This is a genomic window from Enterobacter cloacae complex sp. IR5458 (assembly GCF_049238025.1).
Taxonomy (GTDB): Bacteria; Pseudomonadota; Gammaproteobacteria; order Enterobacterales; family Enterobacteriaceae; genus Enterobacter; species Enterobacter kobei.
Map to the genome: position 1 here is coordinate 82,755 of NZ_JBMKIF010000005.1, position 22,545 is coordinate 105,299.

A 22,545-nucleotide genomic window follows, 5' to 3' on the forward strand; every position below is an offset into this window, starting at 1 on the left:
GTTCTTATGAACTGACCCGGTGAAGCACCGGGTCAGTCGGCAGGATTAACGTGCGTTCTGCTTGATGAAGTCGTGGATGCTGGTGTCCTGCGCCATGTCGGAAATGGTATCCGTCAGCACGCTGTTAACCGCATCAGCAATATTTTTATTCGATGCCTGGAACGCGCCTTCGACAGAGTAGCTCGCACGGTAGTTTTTGGTCATCTTATTACCGTTTTTCGCGGTAGCAATGATGGCGATATCCGCTTTGGTCGCGATGTTGTAACGCACGTTGCCCTGAGACACGTCTGCGTACAGGTTGTTAACGATGATCTGCAGATCAACCGCACCGCTTGGGCCAATCATATAGCCGCGAGCGGTCATTTGCTTCTCGAGCACTTCCTGCAGCAGGAAACGCAGGTCGCGGGACGCGGTCAGGGTTACCTGCTGGTTATCGCGGGTCACTTTTGCCAGAGCCTGGTCCTGACGCTGATCGGCACCGTTAATGCTCACGGTGACGCCCATCAGGCTTGGATCCTGCTGAGGCAGCGTAATTTTTGGTGAGACATCAATGGTGGTAGGCGGGGTTGCACAGCCTGCCAGCATAAAAAGGGCTACCAACGGAAAGAAGAGTTTTTTTAACATTTTCGGGTTCTCAACGAATCGTAAGCATATAAAGAGAAAAATTGCCGTCATCATAACATCGCCAACGGCGAGGGGAAGTGGTCAACGCATGTAAATTCATCGCCTTGTCCGAAAACTGACCAGCTTACCCAATTTCCCCTCTCGCGAATGATGAAAGGTATGAGTCTCGCAGTGAACTTCATTCGTTTGAATGAGAAAATCAGACGAAAGCTAAATATTTGTTGTCAAGGTGTAATGGAAACGGTAAAAGCGGCTAACATTTAAAGGGATGGGTGACATCCTGGCGTTGTCGGAGGAGTAATTTCATGATGATACGTGAGCAGATAGAAGATAAATTAAGGGCAGCGTTCAACCCTGTGTTCCTCGAAGTCGTCGACGAGAGCTATCGTCATAACGTGCCGGCAGGTTCTGAAAGCCACTTTAAAGTGGTTCTGGTTAGCGATCGCTTCACGGGAGAACGTTTCCTGAACCGACACCGCTTGATCTACAGCACCTTGACGGAAGAACTCTCCACCACCGTGCATGCGCTGGCACTGCATACCTACACCATTAAGGAATGGGAAGGCTTGCAGGATACGGTTTTCGCATCACCGCCGTGTCGCGGTGCAGGCACCATCGCCTGATAAATCGGATTTGCAACGGCTGGAGCTTTTCCAGTATGTTGCTTACAGATTTCCTCAAAACGGCCTCCGGGCCGTTTTGTTTTGTCTGAGTTTTGAGCGGATGGAGCGATTTTAAGGCTAAAAATAGCCTTAAAGTGTGAAAAAAGCCGCAGCAACATGCCCCAACCGTTCTCGACTCACCTAAGTGATGCCGCTATAATGCCGCGTCTTATTGAATGTCTTCGGGATGATTCTGGCGACAGGGAATGTGAATCTGCACTAAGAGAGCATCCCGGTATAACAGACAGATTCAGAGTTGACCGAGCACTGTGATTTTTTTGAGGTAACAAGATGCAAGTTTCAGTTGAAACCACTCAAGGCCTTGGCCGCCGTGTAACGATTACTATCGCTGCTGACAGCATCGAAACTGCTGTGAAAAGCGAGCTGGTCAACGTAGCAAAAAAAGTACGTATTGACGGCTTCCGTAAGGGCAAAGTTCCAATGAATGTTGTTGCTCAGCGTTATGGCGCCTCTGTGCGTCAGGATGTGCTGGGTGAACTGATGAGCCGCAACTTTATTGATGCGATCATCAAAGAAAAAATCAATCCGGCCGGCGCGCCAAACTACGTTCCAGGCGAATACAAACTGGGCGAAGACTTCACTTACTCCGTAGAGTTCGAAGTGTACCCGGAAGTTGAGCTGAAAGGTCTGGAATCTATCGAAGTTGAAAAACCGATTGTCTCCGTGACTGACGAAGATGTTGACGGCATGCTGGACACCCTGCGTAAGCAGCAGGCGAACTGGAAAGATAAAGAAGGCGCTGTTGACGCGGAAGACCGTGTGACCATCGACTTCACCGGTTCTGTTGACGGCGAAGAGTTCGAAGGCGGCAAAGCGTCTGACTTCGTACTGGCAATGGGCCAGGGTCGTATGATCCCAGGCTTCGAAGACGGTATCAAAGGCCACAAGGCTGGCGAAGAGTTCACTATTGACGTGACCTTCCCTGAAGAATACCACGCTGAAAACCTGAAAGGTAAAGCAGCGAAGTTCGTGATCAACCTGAAGAAAGTGGAAGAGCGCGAACTGCCAGAACTGACTGAAGAATTCATCAAGCGTTTCGGCGTGGAAGATGGTTCAGTTGCTGGCCTGCGTACCGAAGTGCGTAAAAACATGGAGCGCGAGCTGAACGGTGCTGTGCGTAACCGTGTGAAATCTCAGGCGATTGAAGGTCTGGTGAAAGCGAACGACATCGACGTTCCAGCAGCCCTGATCGACAGCGAAATCGACGTGCTGCGCCGTCAGGCTGCACAGCGTTTCGGTGGCAACCAGCAGCAAGCGATGGAACTGCCACGCGAGCTGTTTGAAGAGCAAGCGAAACGTCGCGTTGTTGTTGGCCTGCTGCTGGGCGAAGTTATTCGTACCCACGAGCTGAAAGCTGACGAAGAGCGCGTGAAAGGCCTGATCGAAGAGATGGCTTCCGCATACGAAGATCCATCAGAAGTGATCGAGTTCTACGGTAAGAACAAAGAGCTGATGGACAACATGCGCAACGTCGCACTGGAAGAGCAGGCTGTTGAAGCGGTTCTGGCGAAAGCGAAAGTGACCGAAAAAGCGACCTCTTTCAACGAACTGATGAACCAGCAGGCGTAATAACGCCCTAACGGTTTAAAGTTTGACCAAAAAACCCGTTGCCCTCCGGCGACGGGTTTTTTTTATCGCAGCTTTAGTCCTGGAAGGGTGCTAAAACGCCCTTTCAGTGTTAGCGTTACAACAAAAGGTTGTTATGCTTGAAATAGGGCGTGGCGAACCCCATAAGTATGTAATCACGATGATTGAGACTGGCTGATAATCCGTCCATAAGGTTACAATCAGTACAGCAGGTGTTTTCAATTTTGAACCAGGAGACGGAAATGTCATACAGTGGCGAACGAGATAACTTTGCACCCCATATGGCGCTGGTGCCAATGGTTATTGAACAGACCTCACGTGGTGAGCGTTCTTTCGATATCTATTCCCGTCTGCTCAAGGAACGCGTTATCTTTCTGACCGGCCAGGTAGAAGACCATATGGCTAACCTGATCGTAGCGCAGATGCTGTTCCTGGAAGCGGAAAACCCGGAAAAAGACATTTACCTGTACATCAACTCGCCAGGCGGTGTGATTACGGCGGGTATGTCCATTTATGACACCATGCAATTCATCAAGCCAGATGTCAGCACGATCTGTATGGGTCAGGCTGCATCCATGGGTGCCTTCCTGTTAACCGCAGGGGCGAAAGGTAAGCGTTTCTGCCTGCCTAACTCCCGTGTGATGATTCACCAGCCGCTGGGTGGTTACCAGGGGCAGGCGACGGATATCGAAATCCACGCCCGCGAAATTCTGAAAGTAAAAGCGCGCATGAATGAACTTATGGCGCAGCATACAGGTCAATCTCTCGAGCAGATCGAGCGCGATACCGAGCGCGATCGCTTCCTCTCTGCTCCAGAGGCAGTTGAGTACGGCTTAGTCGACTCCGTATTGACCCATCGTAATTGATGCCCGCGACGCGAGTGTGCCGCTATACTAAGGTAGGGCGGCACGCTGCTTTAAGCAGTACGCGTCTTAGAATGGCATTTGCGTCGTCATGTGCGGCACAAAGAACTTAAAAAGAGGTTTGGACTCATGACAGATAAACGCAAAGATGGTTCGGGCAAACTGCTGTACTGCTCTTTTTGCGGCAAAAGCCAGCATGAAGTGCGTAAACTGATTGCCGGGCCGTCCGTGTATATCTGCGACGAATGTGTTGATTTATGTAACGACATCATTCGCGAAGAGATTAAAGAAGTTGCGCCGCACCGTGAGCGTAGCGCATTGCCAACGCCGCATGAAATTCGTCATCACCTTGACGACTATGTCATCGGACAAGAGCAGGCGAAGAAAGTGCTGGCGGTAGCGGTATATAACCACTACAAACGTCTGCGTAACGGCGATACCAGTAATGGCGTAGAACTGGGTAAAAGTAACATCCTGCTGATCGGACCGACGGGTTCCGGTAAAACGTTGCTGGCGGAAACCCTGGCGCGCCTGCTGGATGTTCCGTTTACCATGGCCGATGCCACCACCCTGACCGAAGCCGGTTATGTGGGTGAAGACGTTGAGAACATCATTCAGAAACTGCTGCAGAAGTGCGATTACGACGTACAGAAAGCACAGCGCGGCATTGTTTATATTGATGAGATCGACAAGATCTCCCGTAAATCAGACAACCCGTCCATCACCCGCGACGTGTCGGGTGAAGGCGTGCAGCAGGCGCTGCTGAAGCTGATCGAAGGTACGGTTGCCGCCGTTCCACCGCAGGGGGGGCGTAAGCATCCTCAGCAGGAGTTCCTGCAGGTTGATACTTCCAAGATCCTGTTCATCTGTGGCGGTGCGTTTGCCGGTCTGGATAAAGTCATTTCCCACCGTGTTGAAACCGGCTCCGGCATTGGTTTCGGCGCAACGGTAAAAGCCTCGTCCGAAAAACCGAACGAAGGCGAACTGCTTTCGCAGGTTGAACCTGAAGATCTGATCAAATTCGGTCTGATTCCTGAGTTCATTGGCCGTCTGCCCGTTGTGGCAACGCTGAATGAGCTGAGTGAAGAGGCGCTGATTCAGATCCTGAAAGAGCCGAAAAATGCGCTGACCAAGCAGTACCAGGCGCTGTTCAATCTGGAAGGGGTTGACCTGGAATTCCGTGACGAAGCGCTTGATGCGATTGCTAAGAAAGCGATGATCCGTAAAACCGGTGCGCGTGGTCTGCGTTCAATCGTTGAAGCGGCGCTGCTCGACACCATGTACGATCTGCCGTCGATGGAAGATGTTGAGAAAGTGGTTATCGACGAGTCCGTAATCAGCGGCCAAACCAAGCCGCTGCTGATTTACGGTAAACCGGAAGCCCAGCAGGCATCTGGCGAATAATTCACCAAATCATACAAGCAGTTAATTAAAAAGGGGGGATTTTATCTCCCCTTTACTTTTTCCGTATTCATAGCGTTGAATGTGTGGGAAACATCCCCATATACTGGATACATGTTAATGGTTATGTGAAGTACAGTGACATGACCAGCTTACCTGGCGGACACTAAACTAAGAGAGAGCTCTATGAATCCTGAGCGTTCTGAACGCATTGAAATCCCCGTATTGCCGTTGCGCGATGTGGTGGTTTATCCGCACATGGTCATACCCTTGTTTGTAGGGCGGGAAAAATCTATCCGTTGCCTCGAAGCCGCCATGGATCATGATAAAAAAATCATGCTGGTGGCACAGAAAGAAGCATCGACGGATGAGCCGGGTGTAAACGATCTTTTCACCGTCGGGACCGTGGCCTCTATTTTGCAGATGCTGAAGCTGCCTGACGGCACCGTGAAGGTGCTGGTCGAAGGGCTGCAGCGTGCGCGTATTACCACTCTGTCAGATGACGGCGAACACTTCTCTGCCAAGGCAGAGTACCTTGATTCGCCTGAGCTTGATGAGCGCGAGCAGGAAGTGCTGGTGCGCACCGCAATTAGCCAGTTTGAAGGCTATATCAAGCTGAATAAAAAAATCCCACCAGAAGTGCTGACGTCGCTGAACAGCATCGACGATCCTGCGCGTCTGGCGGACACCATCGCAGCACACATGCCGCTGAAGCTGGCTGACAAACAGTCCGTGCTGGAAATGTCCGACGTTAACGAACGTCTGGAATACCTGATGGCGATGATGGAGTCTGAAATCGATCTGCTGCAGGTTGAGAAACGTATTCGCAACCGCGTCAAAAAGCAGATGGAGAAATCTCAGCGTGAGTACTATCTGAATGAGCAAATGAAAGCGATTCAGAAAGAGCTCGGCGAGATGGACGACGCGCCGGACGAAAACGAAGCGCTGAAGCGTAAAATCGACGCGGCGAAGATGCCGAAAGAGGCGAAAGAGAAAGCCGAAGCAGAATTGCAGAAGCTGAAAATGATGTCTCCAATGTCGGCTGAAGCAACCGTCGTACGCGGCTACATTGAGTGGATGGTGCAGGTTCCGTGGAACGCCCGCAGCAAGGTCAAAAAAGACCTGCGTCAGGCGCAGGAGATCCTGGATACCGACCACTACGGCCTGGAACGCGTGAAAGACCGCATTCTTGAGTACCTCGCGGTACAAAGCCGTGTAAACAAAATCAAAGGCCCAATTCTGTGTCTGGTAGGACCGCCGGGGGTGGGTAAAACCTCTCTGGGACAGTCCATCGCCAAAGCGACCGGACGTAAGTATATCCGTATGGCGCTGGGTGGCGTTCGCGATGAAGCGGAAATCCGCGGTCACCGTCGTACCTACATCGGTTCTATGCCGGGTAAACTGATCCAGAAAATGGCGAAAGTGGGCGTTAAAAACCCGCTGTTCCTGCTTGATGAGATCGACAAAATGTCTTCGGACATGCGTGGCGATCCGGCCTCTGCGCTACTGGAAGTACTTGATCCAGAACAGAACGTGGCGTTCAGCGATCACTACCTGGAAGTGGACTACGACCTGAGCGATGTGATGTTCGTGGCAACCTCCAACTCCATGAACATTCCGGCCCCGCTGCTGGACCGTATGGAAGTGATCCGCCTCTCCGGTTACACCGAAGACGAGAAGCTGAATATCGCGAAACAGCACCTGCTGCCGAAACAGATTGAGCGTAACGCACTGAAAGCCAACGAGCTGACCGTCGAGGACAGCGCGATTATCGGCATCATTCGCTATTACACCCGTGAAGCGGGCGTGCGTAGCCTTGAGCGTGAAATCTCTAAACTGTGCCGCAAGGCGGTGAAACAGCTGCTGCTGGATAAGAGCCTGAAACACATTGTGATCAACGGCGACAATCTGCATGCCTACCTGGGCGTTCAGCGCTTTGACTATGGCCGTGCGGATAATGAAAACCGCGTAGGCCAGGTGACCGGTCTGGCATGGACGGAAGTGGGCGGCGATCTGCTGACCATCGAAACCGCCTGTGTACCGGGTAAAGGCAAGCTGACCTACACCGGCTCGCTGGGTGAAGTGATGCAGGAGTCCATTCAGGCGGCGCTGACCGTGGTGCGCGCGCGCGCGGAAAAACTGGGGATTAACCCGGATTTCTACGAAAAACGCGACATCCACGTTCACGTCCCGGAAGGGGCGACGCCGAAAGATGGTCCAAGCGCGGGTATTGCCATGTGTACGGCGCTGGTCTCCTGTCTGACAGGCAACCCGGTACGCGCTGATGTGGCAATGACCGGTGAAATCACCCTGCGTGGTCAGGTTCTGCCTATCGGCGGGTTAAAAGAAAAACTGCTGGCGGCACACCGTGGTGGGATCAAAACCGTATTGATTCCTTACGAGAATAAACGCGATCTGGAAGAGATTCCGGACAACGTAATTGCCGATCTGCAGATTCATCCTGTTAAGCGAATTGAGGAAGTTCTTACTCTCGCATTGCAGAATGAACCGTCCGGAATGCAGGTTGTAACCGCAAAATAGTGACCTCGCGCAAAGAGCGTCAATAAAAACAAGGCTGGTAAGGCATTTCGCACTTGCCAGCCTTTTTTTGTATAGCTAATTTAGATTGCTGATTAGGTCAGCCATCAACAACGGGTGTTGTAAGGTCATGGCAGGCCTGATATAACTGCTGCGCGGTCGCGTTGTGAAGGACTCAGGCGCGATATAAATTATAAAGAGAGGAAGAGAACAGTGAATAAATCTCAACTGATTGACAAAATTGCTGCTGGTGCTGATATTTCTAAAGCTGCAGCTGGACGTGCGTTAGATGCATTAATTGCTTCTGTTACTGAATCTCTGCAGGCTGGAGACGACGTTGCACTGGTAGGCTTCGGTACTTTTGCTGTTAAAGAGCGTGCTGCCCGTACTGGCCGCAACCCTCAGACCGGTAAAGAGATCACCATTGCTGCTGCTAAAGTGCCGGGTTTCCGTGCAGGTAAAGCGCTGAAAGACGCAGTAAATTGATTGCTTTCCCGTTTCAGGGAAGCCGGAAAGTACAAGGGCGCATCATTTGATGTGCCTTTTTTGTTTGTCCAGACCTGATTTGTGCGAGTTTATGCGAGTTGTGGGCTGACAATCGCCCCGTTTTCTTGTCACAATACGCCTTTACGCGCGACGGGCAGGATTTTCCGTCAGCGTCAGGTAACCAGTCACCTACAGCGGAGTGTTGTTACACCATGATGGACAGCTTACGCACGGCTGCTAACAGTCTCGTGCTCAAGATTATTTTCGGTATCATTATCGTGTCGTTCATATTGACCGGCGTGAGCAGTTACCTTATTGGCGGTGGCGCGAACTATGCCGCAAAAGTGAATGGCCAGGAGATCAGCCGTGGTCAGTTCGAGAATGCTTTTGCCGGTGAACGTAACCGTATGCAGCAACAGCTGGGCGACCAATTCTCTGAACTGGCGGCGAATGAAGGGTATATGAAGACCCTGCGCCAACAGACGCTGAACCGTCTTATCGACGAAGCGTTGCTGGATCAGTATGCCAAAAAGCTGGGTCTTGGCATCAGCGATGAGCAGGTGAAAAAAGCGATCTTCGCCACTCAGGCCTTCCAGTCAAACGGTAAATTCGACAACGCACGTTACAATAGCATCGTCAACCAGATGGGTATGACGGCTGACCAATACGCTCAGGCGTTGCGTAACCAACTGACCACTCAGCAGCTTATCAACGCCGTTGTGGGCACCGATTTCATGCTCAAAGGTGAGACGGAAGAGCTGGCCGCGCTGGTGGCGCAGCAGCGCGTTGTCCGTGAAGCGACCATTGATGTTAACGCCCTGGCGGCCAAACAGCAGGTCAGCGACGCGGAACTGAACGCCTGGTACGAGCAGAACAAAAATACCTTCGTTTCTCCAGAGCAGTTCCGCGTGAGCTACATCAAGCTGGATGCTGCCGGGCTGCAGGAAACGGCGTCTGATACAGAAATTCAGTCTTACTACGATCAGCATCAGGATCAGTTCACTCAGCCGCAGCGTAACCGCTACAGCGTGATTCAGACTAAAACCGAGGCTGACGCCAAAGCGGTACTGGATGAGCTGAATAAAGGGGCTGATTTCGCCACCCTCGCGAAAGCAAAATCCACCGATATTATCTCTGCCAAAAACGGCGGTGATATGGGTTGGCTGGAAGACGCAACCACGCCGGACGAACTGAAAAATGCGGGTCTGAAAGAGAAAGGCCAGCTTTCTGGTGTCATTAAGTCTTCCGTTGGTTTCCTGGTCGCGCGTCTGGACGACATCACCGCGGCGAAAACCAAGCCGCTGGCTGACGTTCGTGATGATATCGCGGCGAAAGTGAAACAGGAAAAAGCGCTGGATGCCTACTACGCACTTCAACAGAAGGTGAGCGATGCCGCCAGCAACGACAACGAATCGCTGGCGGGTGCAGAGCAGGCTGCTGGGGTGAAAGCGGTTGAGACGGGCTGGTTTGGTCGTGATAACCTGCCGGAAGAGCTGAACTTTAAACCGGTTTCAGACGCCATCTTTAACGGTGGTCTGGTGGGCGAGAACGGCACGCCAGGCAGCAACTCTGACATCATTACCGTCGACGGTGACCGTGCGTTCGTGCTGCGCGTCAGCGAGCACAAGCCGGAAGCGGTCAAACCGCTGGCAGAAGTGAAGGATCAGGTTGCCGCTCAGGTTAAGCACAACAAAGCGGAACAGCAGGCGAAACTGGATGCTGAGAAGATTCTGGCTGATCTGAAAGCGGGCAAAGACGATGCGCTGAAAGCGGCAGGCCTGAGCTTCGGTGAAGCGAAAACGCTGAGCCGTACCGGTCAGGACCCCATCAGCCAGGCTGCGTTTGGCCTGACTCTGCCTGCGAAGGACAAACCAAGCTTCGGCACCACCACCGATATGCAGGGTAACGTTGTTCTGCTGGCGCTGGACGAAGTAAAAGCCGGTACCCTGCCAGAAGCGCAGAAGAAGGCGATGGTTCAGGGCATTACCCAGAACAATGCTCAGATTGCTTTCGAAGCCATGATGAGCAACCTGCGTAAAGATGCCAAAATCAAGCTGGGCGATGTGATGACTCAGCAGCAATAATTACGTCTCTGCTCGCAGATTTTCGTAACGCTCTGCAAAAACTAAAGGCCGCTTTCGCGGCCTTTTCCATTTCTGCAATCTGCTGTTTGTAGCTGTTTTTCCGGGCGGCTATCGTGACGTGGCTGTCAACAAACAAGGAGAAAACAGCATGAAATGTGGAATCAAATCACTGTTAATTGCGCTGGCTATTGCCACCACCGGGATGACCACGAGCGCGCTGGCCTCGACGCCCGCTGCCAAAGCACAGACGGTGCAGAGCAAGTCTGACGCCTCAGCGTCAGTGCAAGGGCAATCCAAAGCGGCTGATGCCGGTAAAACGGCGGATGATGACGGTACGCGGGTCAGTATCAATTCGGCCTCTGCGGAAGATCTCGCCCGCGCAATGAACGGTGTCGGCCTGAAAAAAGCACAGGCCATCGTCAGCTACCGCGAAGAGTATGGTCCTTTCAAAACTGTTGACGACCTCAAACAGGTGCCGGGCATGGGCAGCGCGCTGGTGGAGCGTAACCTCTCACACCTGACGTTGTAATCTCACAATTACTTGCACTGCGGCGATAATTTGCCAGGATAAAGAGGTCATACCAGTTATGACCTCTGATCCTATAACAACAGTAAAGGCTATTGCGCTATGCAGACAAAAATCAAAGTACGCGGTTACCACCTTGATGTTTACCAGCACGTTAACAACGCCCGCTATCTTGAGTTCCTTGAAGAAGCGCGCTGGGACGGGCTGGAAAACAGCGAAAGCTTTCAGTGGTTGACCGCGCATAACATCGCGTTCGTGGTCGTCAATATCAACATCAACTACCGCCGCCCGGCCGTGCTGGGTGATGTACTCACGGTGACCAGTCAGGTGCAACAGCTCAACGGCAAGAGTGGTGTATTAAGCCAGGTGGTGACGCTCGATCCTGAAGGGCAGGTGGTGGCTGATGCACTGATCACCTTTGTCTGTATCGATCTGAAAACCCAGAAGGCTCTGCCGCTGGAAGGGGCGTTGCGGGAGAAGCTGGAGCTGATGATCGTTTAGAAATTTTGTCTTTTATAAAAGACAAAACGTTTTTCCAGGGATAGAATCATGGACAGGGACTACGTTGTTGAACGCTACCGTACCCGTGACGGAAAAGTGCCATTTGAGGAGTGGGTAGCGAAGATGAAGCGAAAGGATCCGGATGTTGTTTTCCGGATCCTTGTACGGGTTAACCGTGCGATAAAACGTAATTTTGGCGATTACAGATATCTCAGGGAAGGTATCTGGGAGATGCGCATCGACAGTGGTCCCGGCTACAGGATCTATTTTGCGGTAGAAAATCGGCAGGTTTTATTGTTACTTGTGGGTGGTGACAAAAAGAGCCAGAAAGCAGATATTCAACTGGCGATAGACTTCTGGAACGATCATCAATCAAAAGGATAATCAGATGAGTGCCGCTGAACGAAAATATTCAAGTTCTGTTAGTCACCATGATGCTGTTGTGAAAATGCTGCGGGAGGATCCCTCCTGTGCTCAGCTTTATCTGCAAACAGCCCTGGAGGAGATCTATGAAGACCAGGGGATCCCTGCCTATCTCATTGCACTCCGTCAGGTCATCGAAGCCCGAGGTGGCATAGGTGAAATCTCCGCCAAATCCGGTCTGTCCCGCCAACAGTTATACCGAACCTTATCTGACAACGGCAACCCAACGCTGACGACGCTAATGAAAGTGACCCGTGCTGCCGGCGTAAAACTGTTCGACAGCACGGTTAAGTAGCGTTATTTAAGCCCGGTCTTTTGCTTCATTGCGGCCATCACGCCAACTTTATCGGCCAGATAGTGGTTCAGCCCGTTAGCGCGAAGATTACAGGCCGCGCACTGGCCGCAACCGTCGCCTTTGATGCCGTTATAGCAGGTGAGGGTTTCACTGCGAACCAGATCCAGCTTGCCCCAGTAGTCCGCCAGGGCCCAGGTTTCGGCTTTATCCAGCCACATCAACGGCGTCTCAAAGCGCGTCTCTTTCGCCATGCCCAGATTGACGGCGTGGTTTAATGCTTTCACGAATTCGTCACGGCAGTCAGGGTAGCCGGAGAAGTCTGTTTCGCATACGCCGGTGATTACCGCTTCGGCTTTCACCTGGTAGGCGTAGATCGCCGTCAGGGTCAGAAACAGAATATTGCGGCCCGGTACGAAGGTATTCGGAATGCCGCTGGCATCGGGTTCATAATCCGGTACAGGAATGCTGTCGCGGGTGAGGCTACTGACAGCCAGTTCATTTAACAGCGTAACGTCCAGCACCTTGTGCGCGCGTGCCCCCAGTTTGAGGGCCAGTTCACGGGCAACGTCGATTTCAGCGCGGTGGCGCTGACCATAATCGAAGGTCACACAGTGAACTTCATCATACTGATGAAGGGCCTGAACCAGGCAAGTAGTAGAGTCTTGTCCTCCGCTGAACACGACGACGGCACGTTTCATAAATCATCTCAACAGTTACGGTAAAAACGTTATGTTACCGCCTGGCTACGGCGGCGACCAGCTTCTTCACGATTTGGGGGCAGGCAGCCAGGCTTCGGTAAAATCAAACCAGCCGCGGGTGTTAAGGCGTATCCCGTTTACGCCTGGCGGCGCGCTGATTTGATACTGATAATTAAAGAGCGGCGTCAACACCGCATCCTCCATTAAGCGGCTGAAAATGGCTTGCAGCCCCGCGTGTCGGTCCCGGGACTCGGCTTGGGCCTGCACCGCATCCAGCGTGGCTTGCAAATGGGCGTAAGCCGGTGCGCTTAACACATGCGGCCAAAGCGCATCACAGCGGAGCCACTGCTCAAGCGTATACGCTGGCGCTTCGCCAATCAGCTTATCTCCCATCATGATGTCTGCATCGGCAAGCTGCTGGCATCCATCCCACGTCTTCGCGTCGTGAAAGATGACGGTCAATTCACAACCCTGCAGGGCGAGGTACTCCTTCAACTGGCTGGCCATGGTATGAAGCTCAACGGGCAGATGATAAACCAGCGTCAACGCCTCAGGGAGGGCAATGTCCGTTAAATCAGGCCATTCCGGGATTGTCCAGCCGGGAAGCAGTTCATGAGTTGGCGTGATGAGCCCTTCATTGAGCGGAAGCGTGTGCAGAAGCCTGGAGAGATGAATGATATTAATCAACCGCTTTGCCTGGATCTCACTCAGCCGCGCGCTCTGTTTCAGCGTGAGATAACAGAAGCCCAGGCTGGTGCTGCTGCTCACCAGCCGCAGGCTTTCGAGCTCATCGGCCTCGCCAATGGCGATTTGCACCGGGTGGCGACAGCTGGTACCCAGCCTGTAATCAAAAAGCTGGGGAGTGATCCAGTACTCGATGGCCTTAAGCAGCGGATGACTCAGGTGGTACTGCTCATGGCTTTCCAGGCGTACCAGGTCGGGCTCAAAGAGAGTCAGCCGGAAGGGACCACTGCCGACGACCGGGCGATCGGGATGCGCCAGACGGCTACAGTAGGTTGCCAGCCTGTGCGCCAGCCAGTAGTCCGGTTGATGTAAAACAAACGTCAGACATTGCGGATGTGTGGTTTCGACAGACAAGACGCTCTGAAAAAGCGTGCGCATAATGGGCTGCGCTAACAACGCCGTCAGGCTTCGCTGGAGTTGCGCCGTTTCTATTTTATCGCCGTCATGCCAGTGCAGCGTGGAGCGAATATAGAAATGCCAGCGCAGCCCGTCAGCAGAGACCTCCCAGTGATGCGCCAGATCGCCGGTGGGTTCACTGCTGTTACCGTTAAATCGCGTCAAGCCTGAGAACACCTGTCCTGCCAGATGTTGCTCGGCCCGGCCCGGTAAAAAACCCGGCTGAAGGGGTTCCAGCGAGCGATAGTAGGGGATGCGCAGCGTCGGCGTGTCGTTTTGCCATTGCCCACCCAAAAACGGATGCAGTAACGAACGCAGCTCGTCAGGCGCAAGCTGGGCCAGCTCCAGCGCGTTATGCTGCTGTCCGCTCTTCAGCGCTTCTTCCATCATCATATTGCGCAGCGACTCAGGGGTGGCATGGAACGTCAGTTCGCCGCGCTTGCCGCGACCAGACTGCGCGCGCCAGCTCAGCCAGCCCGCCTCCTGAGCCTGACGCAGCAGCGTTCGGACATGCCGCTCGCTACAAAAACAGCGGGCTGCCAGTTCGCTGATAGTGACCTGCTGCGTCGCACCTTCGGACGGCTGCCATAAACGGTGATACTGGTTAAGACGGTTAAGCTGACGCATAGAAACCCGGAACAATAATTATCATCTATTCACTATTACTTCCGTATATCTCACCTGATACTGATGCACAAGTTAATCGCATCACATTTCAGGAGTCATCATGGCCCGCCTCGCTGCATTTGATATGGACGGCACGCTGTTAATGCCGGATCACCGTCTGGGAGAGAAAACGCTGAGTGCCCTGAAGCGCCTGCGCGAGCGAGATGTCACTCTGACATTTGCCACCGGCCGACATGTTCTGGAGATGCGCCATTTACTGGGCGCGTTTTCTCTTGATGCTTTTCTGATCACCGGAAACGGAACGCGCATTCACACCGTCGAAGGTGAGGTACTGCACCGCCAGGATCTTAACCCGGAAGTGGCGGATATCGTCCTGCACAGCACCTGGGACACACAGGCCAGTGTCCACGTTTTTAACGATCAAGGCTGGTTTACCGGAAGCGAAATCCCCGAGTTACTGCATGCGCATGTCTATAGCGGTTTTAAATATCAGCTTATCGATCTGCGCCGGATCCCCGCCCACGCGGTGACCAAGATCTGCTTCTGTGGCGATCACGACGATCTGCGACGCCTGCGCATCCAGTTAAATGAGGCGCTCGGCAACCGGGCGCATCTGACCTTCTCGGCGGTAGATTGTCTGGAAGTATTACCCGTGGGCTGTAACAAAGGTTCCGCCCTGGCGGTACTGAGCGACCATCTGGGCTTAACGCTGCAGGATTGTATGGCATTTGGCGACGCCATGAATGACCGAGAGATGCTGGGCAGCGTGGGGCGCGGCTTGATTATGGGGAATGCGATGCCGCAGCTGATTGCCGAGCTTCCTCATCTGCCCGTTATCGGACACTGCGGTAACGAAGCGGTGTCCCATTTTTTGACTCATTGGCTGGACAACAACAACCTCCCTTATTCCCCCGAATAGCGAGCGCCTTCCAGCAAGCCAGACGTCGGTCTGGCTTTTTTTTATTTCAGCAGCTGTGCAATCTGCACTTTCCACTGCGTGATGTCGCCGATGTTAGCCTGTACCCATTCTGCATTGTAGTAGGTCTCAAGGTAGCGCTCGCCGCTGTCGCACAGCAGCGTGACGATGGAGCCGGTACGCCCTTCCTCACGCATGCGTGCCGCCAGCTGCAGTGCGCCCCACATATTGGTGCCTGTCGATGCCCCGACTTTGCGGCCAAGCTGGGTTTCCAGCCAGTGTGCGGTTGCCACGCTGGCGGCATCCGGCACGCGAAGCATTTCATCCACTACATCCGGGATGAATGACGGTTCTACGCGCGGGCGGCCAATTCCTTCAATTTTACTGCCTGACGGGCTGCGAAGATCGGCATCGCGGCTCTGCCAGTAGTCGAGGAACACCGAGTTTTGCGGGTCAACCACCATCAGTTGGGTATCGTAGCCCTGACAGCGAATGTAGCGTCCTATGGTGGCTGAGGTGCCACCGGTACCGGCGCTCATCACAATGTACGACGGCACGGGGTGCGGCTCGTGGGTCATCTGGCGGAAAATACTGTCAGCGATGTTGTTATTGCCGCGCCAGTCCGTTGCGCGTTCGGCGAAGGTAAACTGGTCCATATAGTGGCCGTTGAGCTCACGGGCCAGCATTTCAGAGGCGGCGTAGATTTCGCAGGCACTCTCAACGAAGTGGCAGCGACCACCGTAAAATTCGATCTGCTCGATTTTGCGTTTTGCAGTGCAGGAGGGCATCACCGCGATAAACGGCAGGCCCAGCAGGCGGGCAAAATAGGCTTCGGACACGGCGGTTGAACCGGACGAGGATTCAATAATGGGAGTGGCTTCTTTGATCCAGCCGTTACATAAACCGTATAAAAACAGTGAGCGCGCCAGGCGATGCTTCAAGCTGCCGGTCGGATGGGTGCTTTCATCCTTCAGATAGAGCTGAATACCGTCAAATCCCGGCAGGCAAAGGCGGATCAGGTGGGTATCCGCCGAACGCTGGTAGTCGGCATTGATTTCGCTGATGGCATGTTTAACCCAGGTGCTATTCATCGTAATTATCCGTTTGTCATTTTGTGCCCAGCATAGCGAAAAGCACAGAAAAAATTGTTGCTATCTGGCCTTTAAAATAGAATGAAGGGAGAAAAATTTTCTCTGTGAGGTGGGTATGCTAGATAAAATTGACCGTAAGCTCCTTTCCTTGCTGCAAAGTGACTGTACCCTCTCTTTGCAGGCGCTGGCAGATGCCGTTAATCTGACCACCACACCGTGCTGGAAGCGCCTTAAGAAGCTCGAAGATGATGGCATTTTGCTGGGGCGCGTCGCGCTGCTCGATCCCGAAAAACTGGGGCTTGGGTTGACGGCATTTGTGCTGATTAAAACCCAGCACCACAGCAGCGAGTGGTATTGCCGCTTTGTTACTCAGGTCTCTGAGATGCCCGAGGTGCTCGGTTTCTGGCGAATGGCCGGCGAGTACGATTACCTGATGCGCGTCCAGGTGGCAGACATGAAGCGCTATGATGACTTCTACAAGCGGCTGGTGAACAGCGTCCCGGGCTTATCAGACGTCACCTCAAGCTTCGCCATGGAACAGATTAAGTACACCACAGCTTTACCCATTGAATAACTTCGTAAAAAACCTTCAGGAACAAACCGCGTGCGATTATTTGCCCAATTAAGCTGGTACTTTCGTCGGGAGTGGCAACGCTACCTCGGTGCAGTGGCCCTGCTTATTATCATTGCCATTCTGCAGCTGATCCCGCCGAAAGTGGTGGGGTACGTCGTGGATGGCGTCACCGAACAGCATTACACCACCGCACGGGTGTTGATGTGGGTCGGCACGCTGGTGCTGACGGCCGTCATTGTTTATCTCCTGCGCTACGTCTGGCGCGTGCTGCTGTTTGGTGCGTCCTATCAGTTGGCCGTTGAGCTGCGTGAAGATTTTTACCGCCAGCTGAGCCGACAGCATCCCGAATTTTATCTGCGCCATCGCACCGGGGACCTCATCGCCCGTGCCACGAACGATGTCGATCGCGTGGTCTTCGCCGCCGGAGAAGGGGTATTAACGCTGGTGGACTCGCTGGTGATGGGCTGTGCGGTATTGATTGTCATGTCCACGCAGATCAGCTGGCAGTTGACCCTTCTGGCGCTGCTGCCGATGCCGCTGATGGCATTGGCGATCAATCGCTACGGCGAACAGCTGCACGAGCGCTTCAAACTGGCGCAGGCGGCATTTTCGTCACTGAACGATCGCACTCAGGAGAGCATGACCAGCATTCGCATGATCAAAGCCTTTGGTCTGGAGGGCCGGCAGTCCGCGCTGTTTGCCGCCGATGCGGCAGACACGGGGGCGAAGAACATGCGCGTCGCGCGCATTGACGCCCGTTTTGACCCGACAATCTATGTTGCGATTGGCATGGCCAACCTGCTGGCTATCGGAGGCGGTAGCTGGATGGTGGTACAGGGGACGTTAACCCTGGGACAATTGACCAGTTTTGCGATGTATCTCGGGCTGATGATCTGGCCGATGCTGGCTTTAGCCTGGATGTTCAACATTGTGGAGCGGGGCAGCGCCGCCTACAGCCGCATTCGCGCCATGCTGGCCGAAGCGCCGGTGGTGACTGACGGCAGCGAAGCGGTCCCGGAAGGGCGTGGCGTAATGAAGGTCGACGTCCGTCAATTTGTCTATCCGCAGACGGCGCATCCGGTACTGGAGAACGTCAGCTTTACGCTTCAGCCCGGCCAGATGTTGGGTATTTGTGGTCCGACGGGGGCCGGAAAAAGTACCGTCCTCTCTCTGCTCCAGCGCCACTTTGACGTCACCGAAGGGGATATTCGTTTCCATGATATTCCCCTGAAGAACCTGCTGCTGGATGAGTGGCGTGGCCGCCTGGCGGTGGTCAGCCAGACGCCGTTTTTATTTTCGGACACCGTGGCGAATAACATTGCCCTCGGATGCCCTGCGGCGACGCAGGAGGAGATCGAGCATGTGGCGCGTTTAGCCAGCGTGCATGATGATATTTTGCGTCTGCCGCAGGGGTACGAAACGGAAGTCGGGGAGCGTGGCGTTATGCTGTCCGGCGGGCAGAAACAGCGTATTTCGATTGCCCGTGCGCTGCTACTGAATGCCGAAATCCTGATCCTGGATGATGCGCTCTCCGCTGTGGATGGCCGTACCGAGCACCAGATCCTGCATAACCTGCGTCAGTGGGGCGACGGTCGCACGGTGATTATCAGCGCTCACCGTTTGTCGGCGCTGACCGAAGCCAGCGAAATTCTGGTATTGCAGCACGGGCACATTGCCCAGCGCGGGCAGCATGAAAATCTTGTTGAGCAACCGGGCTGGTATCGCGATATGTATCGCTATCAACAGCTTGAAGCGGCGCTGGACGATGCCCCCGAACAGAATGAGGAGGCCGCTAATGCGTAAGCTCGGAACGATGTGGCCGACGCTCAAACGTCTGCTGGCCTACGGCTCGCCGTGGCGTAAACCGCTGTCCGTGGCCGTGCTTTTACTCTGGATAGCGGCGATTGCAGAAGTGAGCGGGCCGCTGCTCATCAGTTACTTTATCGACAATATGGTCGCCAAAAGCTACCTGCCCCTGGGGCTGGTGGCGGGTTTAGGCGTCGCTTACGTTGGGTTACAGCTGACGGCTGCAGGGCTGCACTATGCGCAGTCGCTGCTGTTTAACCGCGCAGCCGTCGGTGTCGTTCAGCAGCTGCGTACGGATGTAATGGACGCCGCGCTTCGCCAGCCGCTCAGCGAGTTTGATATTCAGCCGGTCGGGCAGGTTATCTCCCGGGTAACCAACGATACCGAGGTGATCCGCGATCTGTACGTCACCGTGGTGGCGACGGTGCTCCGCAGCGCGGCGCTGATTGGTGCGATGCTGGTGGCAATGTTCAGTCTCGACTGGCGCATGGCGCTGGTGGCGATCACGATCTTCCCGGCGGTGCTGATCGTCATGGTCATCTACCAGCGCTACAGCACGCCAATCGTGCGTCGGGTACGAGCCTATCTGGCCGACATCAACGATGGCTTCAACGAAGTCATCAACGGCATGAGCGTTATCCAGCAGTTCCGCCAGCAGGCGCGCTTTGGTGAACGGATGGGCGAAGCCAGCCGCTCGCACTATATGGCACGCATGCAGACGCTGCGGCTTGACGGTTTTCTGCTGCGTCCGCTGCTGAGCCTTTTCTCTGCGCTGGTGCTTTGCGGTCTCCTGATGCTGTTTGGGCTGAGCGCTAACGGTACGATTGAAGTGGGGGTGCTGTACGCCTTTATTAGCTATCTGGGGCGCCTTAACGAACCGCTGATCGAACTCACCACCCAGCAGTCTATGCTGCAACAGGCGGTGGTCGCCGGTGAGCGTGTTTTCGAGCTGATGGACAGGCCGCGACAGGCCTACGGCAACGATGAGCGGCCTTTGCAAAGCGGTGCCATTGATTTTGATAATGTCTCGTTTGCCTATCGCGAAGACCGGCTGGTGTTGCAGGATATCTCACTTGATGTTCCGTCGCGTGGTTTCGTGGCGCTGGTGGGCCATACGGGAAGCGGTAAGAGCACCCTTGCCAGCCTGTTAATGGGGTACTACCCGGTTACGCACGGTGAAATCCGGATCGACGGACGTCCGCTCGCGTCTCTTAGCCACAACGTGTTGCGTAAAGGCGTCGCGATGGTGCAGCAGGATCCGGTCGTCCTGGCCGATACCTTCTATGCGAACGTGACCCTGGGGCGGGACTACACGCAGGAGCAGGTCTGGGAGGTACTGGAAAAAGTGCAGCTGGCGGATCTGGCGCGCGGGTTTAGTGAGGGGATCAATACGAAGCTGGGCGAGCAGGGGAACAATCTCTCCGTCGGGCAAAAACAGCTCCTCGCCCTGGCGCGGGTGTTGATTGAAACGCCGCAGGTTCTGATTCTGGATGAAGCGACAGCCAGTATTGACTCCGGTACCGAGCAGGCCATCCAGCAGGCGCTGTCGGCCGTGCGTGACCATACGACGCTGGTGGTGATTGCCCACCGTCTTTCCACCATCGTTGATGCCGATACCATTCTGGTGCTACATCGCGGCCAGGCCGTTGAACGGGGTACGCACCGTGAACTGCTGGAAGCCAAGGGACGTTACTGGCAGATGTATCAGCTTCAGCTGGCAGGCGAAGAGCTGGCGGCCAGCGTGCGTGAGGAAGAATCGCTGAGCGCCTGATGCACCAAAATGAGGCGACGCGCTAACAGTCATTCCTGTTGGTGCAAAACGGAAACGCACCCTGCACCGGCATGGTGCGTTTTTTTTCACCGGTTCGTTTATCAAGGCCGTGTAGCGCTCTTTGCACCGCAGTTCCTTCTGGTTTTCATTTCTGGCACACCCCTTGCAATACCTTCTGCGTAAGCTGCGGCCATTACCGAATTCTGACTGGAGGGGATCTATGAAGCTGGTTACGGTTGTAATCAAACCATTCAAACTCGAAGACGTGCGTGAAGCGTTGTCTTCCATGGGTATTCAGGGACTGACTGTCACCGAAGTGAAAGGCTTTGGTCGTCAGAAGGGTCATGCCGAGCTTTACCGCGGGGCGGAATACAGCGTTAACTTTCTGCCAAAAGTAAAAATTGATGTCGCGATTGCTGACGATCAGCTTGATGAAGTCATTGATGTCATTAGCAAAGCGGCCTACACAGGCAAAATTGGCGACGGCAAAATTTTCGTTGCCGAACTGCAGCGCGTCATTCGCATTCGTACCGGCGAATCTGACGAAGCGGCACTGTAAGTAACTCCTGGCACACAGTGATAGGGATCGAGAAAATGAAGATAGCAACACTTAAAACGGGTCTGGGTTCGCTGGCACTGCTGCCGGGCCTCGCGCTGGCTGCCCCTGCGGTGGCAGATAAAGCCGATAACGCCTTTATGATGATCAGCACCGCGCTGGTGCTGTTCATGTCAATTCCGGGGATTGCCCTGTTCTATGGCGGTCTGATCCGTGGCAAAAACGTTCTCTCCATGCTGACCCAGGTAGCCGTGACCTTCGCACTGGTCTGCGTGCTGTGGGTGGTTTACGGTTACTCGCTGGCCTTTGGCACTGGCAACGCCTTCTTCGGTAACTTTGACTGGGTGATGCTGAAAAATATTGAGCTGACCGCGCTGATGGGCAGTTTCTACCAGTATATTCACGTTGCGTTCCAGGGCTCGTTCGCCTGCATCACCGTCGGGCTGATTGTAGGCGCGCTGGCCGAGCGTATTCGTTTCTCTGCCGTTCTGATCTTTGTGGTGGTCTGGCTGACGCTCTCCTATGTGCCGATTGCGCACATGGTCTGGGGCGGCGGTCTGCTGGCAACGCACGGCGCGCTGGACTTCGCGGGCGGTACCGTCGTACATATCAACGCCGCGGTAGCGGGTCTGGTTGGCGCATACCTGATCGGCAAACGCGTGGGCTTCGGTAAAGAAGCGTTTAAACCGCACAACCTGCCGATGGTCTTTACCGGTACCGCGATCCTCTACTTTGGCTGGTTTGGCTTCAACGCCGGGTCTGCAAGCGCAGCAAACGAAATCGCCGCGCTGGCCTTCGTGAACACCGTCGTGGCCACAGCCGGTGCGATCCTCTCCTGGGTCTTCGGTGAGTGGGCGGTGCGCGGTAAACCTTCCCTGCTGGGTGCCTGTTCTGGCGCAATCGCGGGCCTGGTCGGTATCACGCCTGCCTGTGGTTATGTGGGTGTCGGTGGTGCGCTGCTGGTAGGTTTGGTTGCAGGTCTTGCAGGTCTGTGGGGCGTTACGGCACTGAAACGCGTGCTGCGCGTTGATGACCCTTGCGATGTATTTGGTGTGCACGGTGTGTGCGGCATCGTCGGCTGTATCATGACCGGTATCTTCGCCGCGAAATCGCTGGGTGGCGTGGGCTATGCAGAAGGTGTCACTATGGTTCATCAGGTACTGGTGCAGCTGGAAAGTATTGCTATCACTGTGGTGTGGTCTGCCGTTGTCGCTTTTATTGGCTACAAGCTGGCGGACATGACTGTGGGTCTGCGCGTACCGGAAGAGCAGGAGCGCGAAGGTCTGGATGTGAACAGCCACGGTGAGAATGCGTATAACGCATAACCAACAGCAAAACGGCAATCTCGATTGCCG

At 54.3% G+C, this 22,545-nt stretch carries 21 protein-coding genes; 17 read left to right on the forward strand and 4 right to left on the reverse strand.

Going from position 1 to position 22,545, the window contains the following annotated elements; translation table 11 throughout:
• Positions 1-45: 45 nt before the first annotated feature.
• On the reverse strand, positions 46-624 hold the full coding sequence (locus ACOTYN_RS05700) for a lipoprotein (protein ID WP_014882772.1): 579 nt from the start codon (positions 622-624) through the stop codon (positions 46-48).
• A 305-nt stretch (positions 625-929) separates the two neighbouring features.
• On the opposite strand from ACOTYN_RS05700, the gene bolA reads away from it, so the two are divergent.
• The 11 genes from bolA (at position 930) to ACOTYN_RS05755 (ending at position 12,011) form a co-directional block, all read left to right on the forward strand.
• On the forward strand, positions 930-1,247 hold the full coding sequence (gene bolA / locus ACOTYN_RS05705) for a transcriptional regulator BolA (RefSeq protein WP_013095855.1): 318 nt from the start codon (positions 930-932) through the stop codon (positions 1,245-1,247).
• 330 nt (positions 1,248-1,577) lie between these two features.
• Positions 1,578-2,876 (forward strand): trigger factor, encoded by a 1,299-nt coding sequence (gene tig, locus ACOTYN_RS05710; RefSeq protein ID WP_071922537.1) that lies wholly within the window; start codon positions 1,578-1,580, stop codon positions 2,874-2,876.
• A 260-nt stretch (positions 2,877-3,136) separates the two neighbouring features.
• The gene (clpP, locus tag ACOTYN_RS05715) at positions 3,137-3,760 is read left to right on the forward strand and encodes an ATP-dependent Clp endopeptidase proteolytic subunit ClpP (RefSeq protein ID WP_014069126.1); all 624 of its coding nucleotides are present in this window, start codon (positions 3,137-3,139) and stop codon (positions 3,758-3,760) included.
• A 126-nt stretch (positions 3,761-3,886) separates the two neighbouring features.
• Positions 3,887-5,161 carry an ATP-dependent protease ATP-binding subunit ClpX gene (gene clpX / locus ACOTYN_RS05720; protein ID WP_014882774.1) on the forward strand — a complete coding sequence of 425 codons (1,275 nt, stop codon included), beginning with the start codon at positions 3,887-3,889 and terminating at the stop codon, positions 5,159-5,161.
• Positions 5,162-5,344: 183 nt separating this feature from the next.
• Positions 5,345-7,699: an endopeptidase La gene (gene lon / locus ACOTYN_RS05725; RefSeq protein ID WP_014882775.1), complete on the forward strand. Its 2,355-nt coding sequence runs from the start codon at positions 5,345-5,347 to the stop codon at positions 7,697-7,699.
• Positions 7,700-7,909: 210 nt separating this feature from the next.
• Positions 7,910-8,182, forward strand: coding sequence for a nucleoid-associated protein HU-beta (gene hupB, locus ACOTYN_RS05730; RefSeq protein WP_002444653.1), 273 nt, complete (start codon positions 7,910-7,912; stop codon positions 8,180-8,182).
• Between the two features lie 212 nt (positions 8,183-8,394).
• Entirely contained in the window at positions 8,395-10,266 is a 1,872-nt protein-coding gene (gene ppiD, locus ACOTYN_RS05735; protein WP_023332234.1) for a peptidylprolyl isomerase, read from the forward strand.
• A 148-nt stretch (positions 10,267-10,414) separates the two neighbouring features.
• A complete protein-coding gene (locus tag ACOTYN_RS05740) occupies positions 10,415-10,795 on the forward strand; it encodes a helix-hairpin-helix domain-containing protein (protein WP_071922536.1) in 381 nt (126 codons plus the stop codon).
• Positions 10,796-10,894: 99 nt separating this feature from the next.
• Positions 10,895-11,293, forward strand: a complete 399-nt coding sequence (locus ACOTYN_RS05745) for a YbgC/FadM family acyl-CoA thioesterase (protein WP_014882778.1) — start codon at positions 10,895-10,897, stop codon at positions 11,291-11,293.
• A gap of 48 nt (positions 11,294-11,341) precedes the next feature.
• Positions 11,342-11,677, forward strand: a complete 336-nt coding sequence (locus ACOTYN_RS05750) for a type II toxin-antitoxin system RelE/ParE family toxin (protein ID WP_071922535.1) — start codon at positions 11,342-11,344, stop codon at positions 11,675-11,677.
• 4 nt (positions 11,678-11,681) lie between these two features.
• Positions 11,682-12,011 carry an addiction module antidote protein gene (locus ACOTYN_RS05755; RefSeq protein WP_023332237.1) on the forward strand — a complete coding sequence of 110 codons (330 nt, stop codon included), beginning with the start codon at positions 11,682-11,684 and terminating at the stop codon, positions 12,009-12,011.
• Between the two features lie 2 nt (positions 12,012-12,013).
• On the opposite strand, the gene queC is transcribed toward ACOTYN_RS05755, so the two are convergent.
• Both queC and ACOTYN_RS05765 read right to left on the reverse strand, forming a co-directional pair.
• Positions 12,014-12,709 (reverse strand): 7-cyano-7-deazaguanine synthase QueC, encoded by a 696-nt coding sequence (queC, locus tag ACOTYN_RS05760; protein ID WP_023332238.1) that lies wholly within the window; start codon positions 12,707-12,709, stop codon positions 12,014-12,016.
• Between the two features lie 66 nt (positions 12,710-12,775).
• On the reverse strand, positions 12,776-14,476 hold the full coding sequence (locus ACOTYN_RS05765) for an SgrR family transcriptional regulator (protein ID WP_045269158.1): 1,701 nt from the start codon (positions 14,474-14,476) through the stop codon (positions 12,776-12,778).
• Between the two features lie 100 nt (positions 14,477-14,576).
• Between ACOTYN_RS05765 and cof the strand changes: the two genes are divergently transcribed.
• Positions 14,577-15,395 carry an HMP-PP phosphatase gene (gene cof / locus ACOTYN_RS05770; RefSeq protein ID WP_014882783.1) on the forward strand — a complete coding sequence of 273 codons (819 nt, stop codon included), beginning with the start codon at positions 14,577-14,579 and terminating at the stop codon, positions 15,393-15,395.
• Positions 15,396-15,436: 41 nt separating this feature from the next.
• On the opposite strand, the gene ACOTYN_RS05775 is transcribed toward cof, so the two are convergent.
• Positions 15,437-16,483 (reverse strand): PLP-dependent cysteine synthase family protein, encoded by a 1,047-nt coding sequence (locus tag ACOTYN_RS05775; RefSeq protein ID WP_045269157.1) that lies wholly within the window; start codon positions 16,481-16,483, stop codon positions 15,437-15,439.
• Positions 16,484-16,598: 115 nt separating this feature from the next.
• Between ACOTYN_RS05775 and ACOTYN_RS05780 the strand changes: the two genes are divergently transcribed.
• The 5 genes from ACOTYN_RS05780 to amtB all read left to right on the forward strand — a co-directional run bounded on the left by ACOTYN_RS05780 (position 16,599) and on the right by amtB (position 22,515).
• Positions 16,599-17,057 (forward strand): Lrp/AsnC family transcriptional regulator, encoded by a 459-nt coding sequence (locus tag ACOTYN_RS05780; RefSeq protein WP_008503307.1) that lies wholly within the window; start codon positions 16,599-16,601, stop codon positions 17,055-17,057.
• Positions 17,058-17,087: 30 nt separating this feature from the next.
• Positions 17,088-18,860 (forward strand): SmdA family multidrug ABC transporter permease/ATP-binding protein, encoded by a 1,773-nt coding sequence (locus ACOTYN_RS05785; RefSeq protein ID WP_332956750.1) that lies wholly within the window; start codon positions 17,088-17,090, stop codon positions 18,858-18,860.
• A complete protein-coding gene (locus ACOTYN_RS05790; protein ID WP_014882786.1) occupies positions 18,853-20,634 on the forward strand; it encodes a SmdB family multidrug efflux ABC transporter permease/ATP-binding protein in 1,782 nt (593 codons plus the stop codon). The genes ACOTYN_RS05785 and ACOTYN_RS05790 overlap by 8 nt, the downstream gene beginning before the upstream one ends.
• 220 nt (positions 20,635-20,854) lie before the next feature.
• On the forward strand, positions 20,855-21,193 hold the full coding sequence (gene glnK / locus ACOTYN_RS05795; protein ID WP_008503304.1) for a P-II family nitrogen regulator: 339 nt from the start codon (positions 20,855-20,857) through the stop codon (positions 21,191-21,193).
• Between the two features lie 35 nt (positions 21,194-21,228).
• A complete protein-coding gene (gene amtB, locus ACOTYN_RS05800) occupies positions 21,229-22,515 on the forward strand; it encodes an ammonium transporter AmtB (RefSeq protein ID WP_014882787.1) in 1,287 nt (428 codons plus the stop codon).
• Positions 22,516-22,545 lie beyond the last annotated feature (30 nt).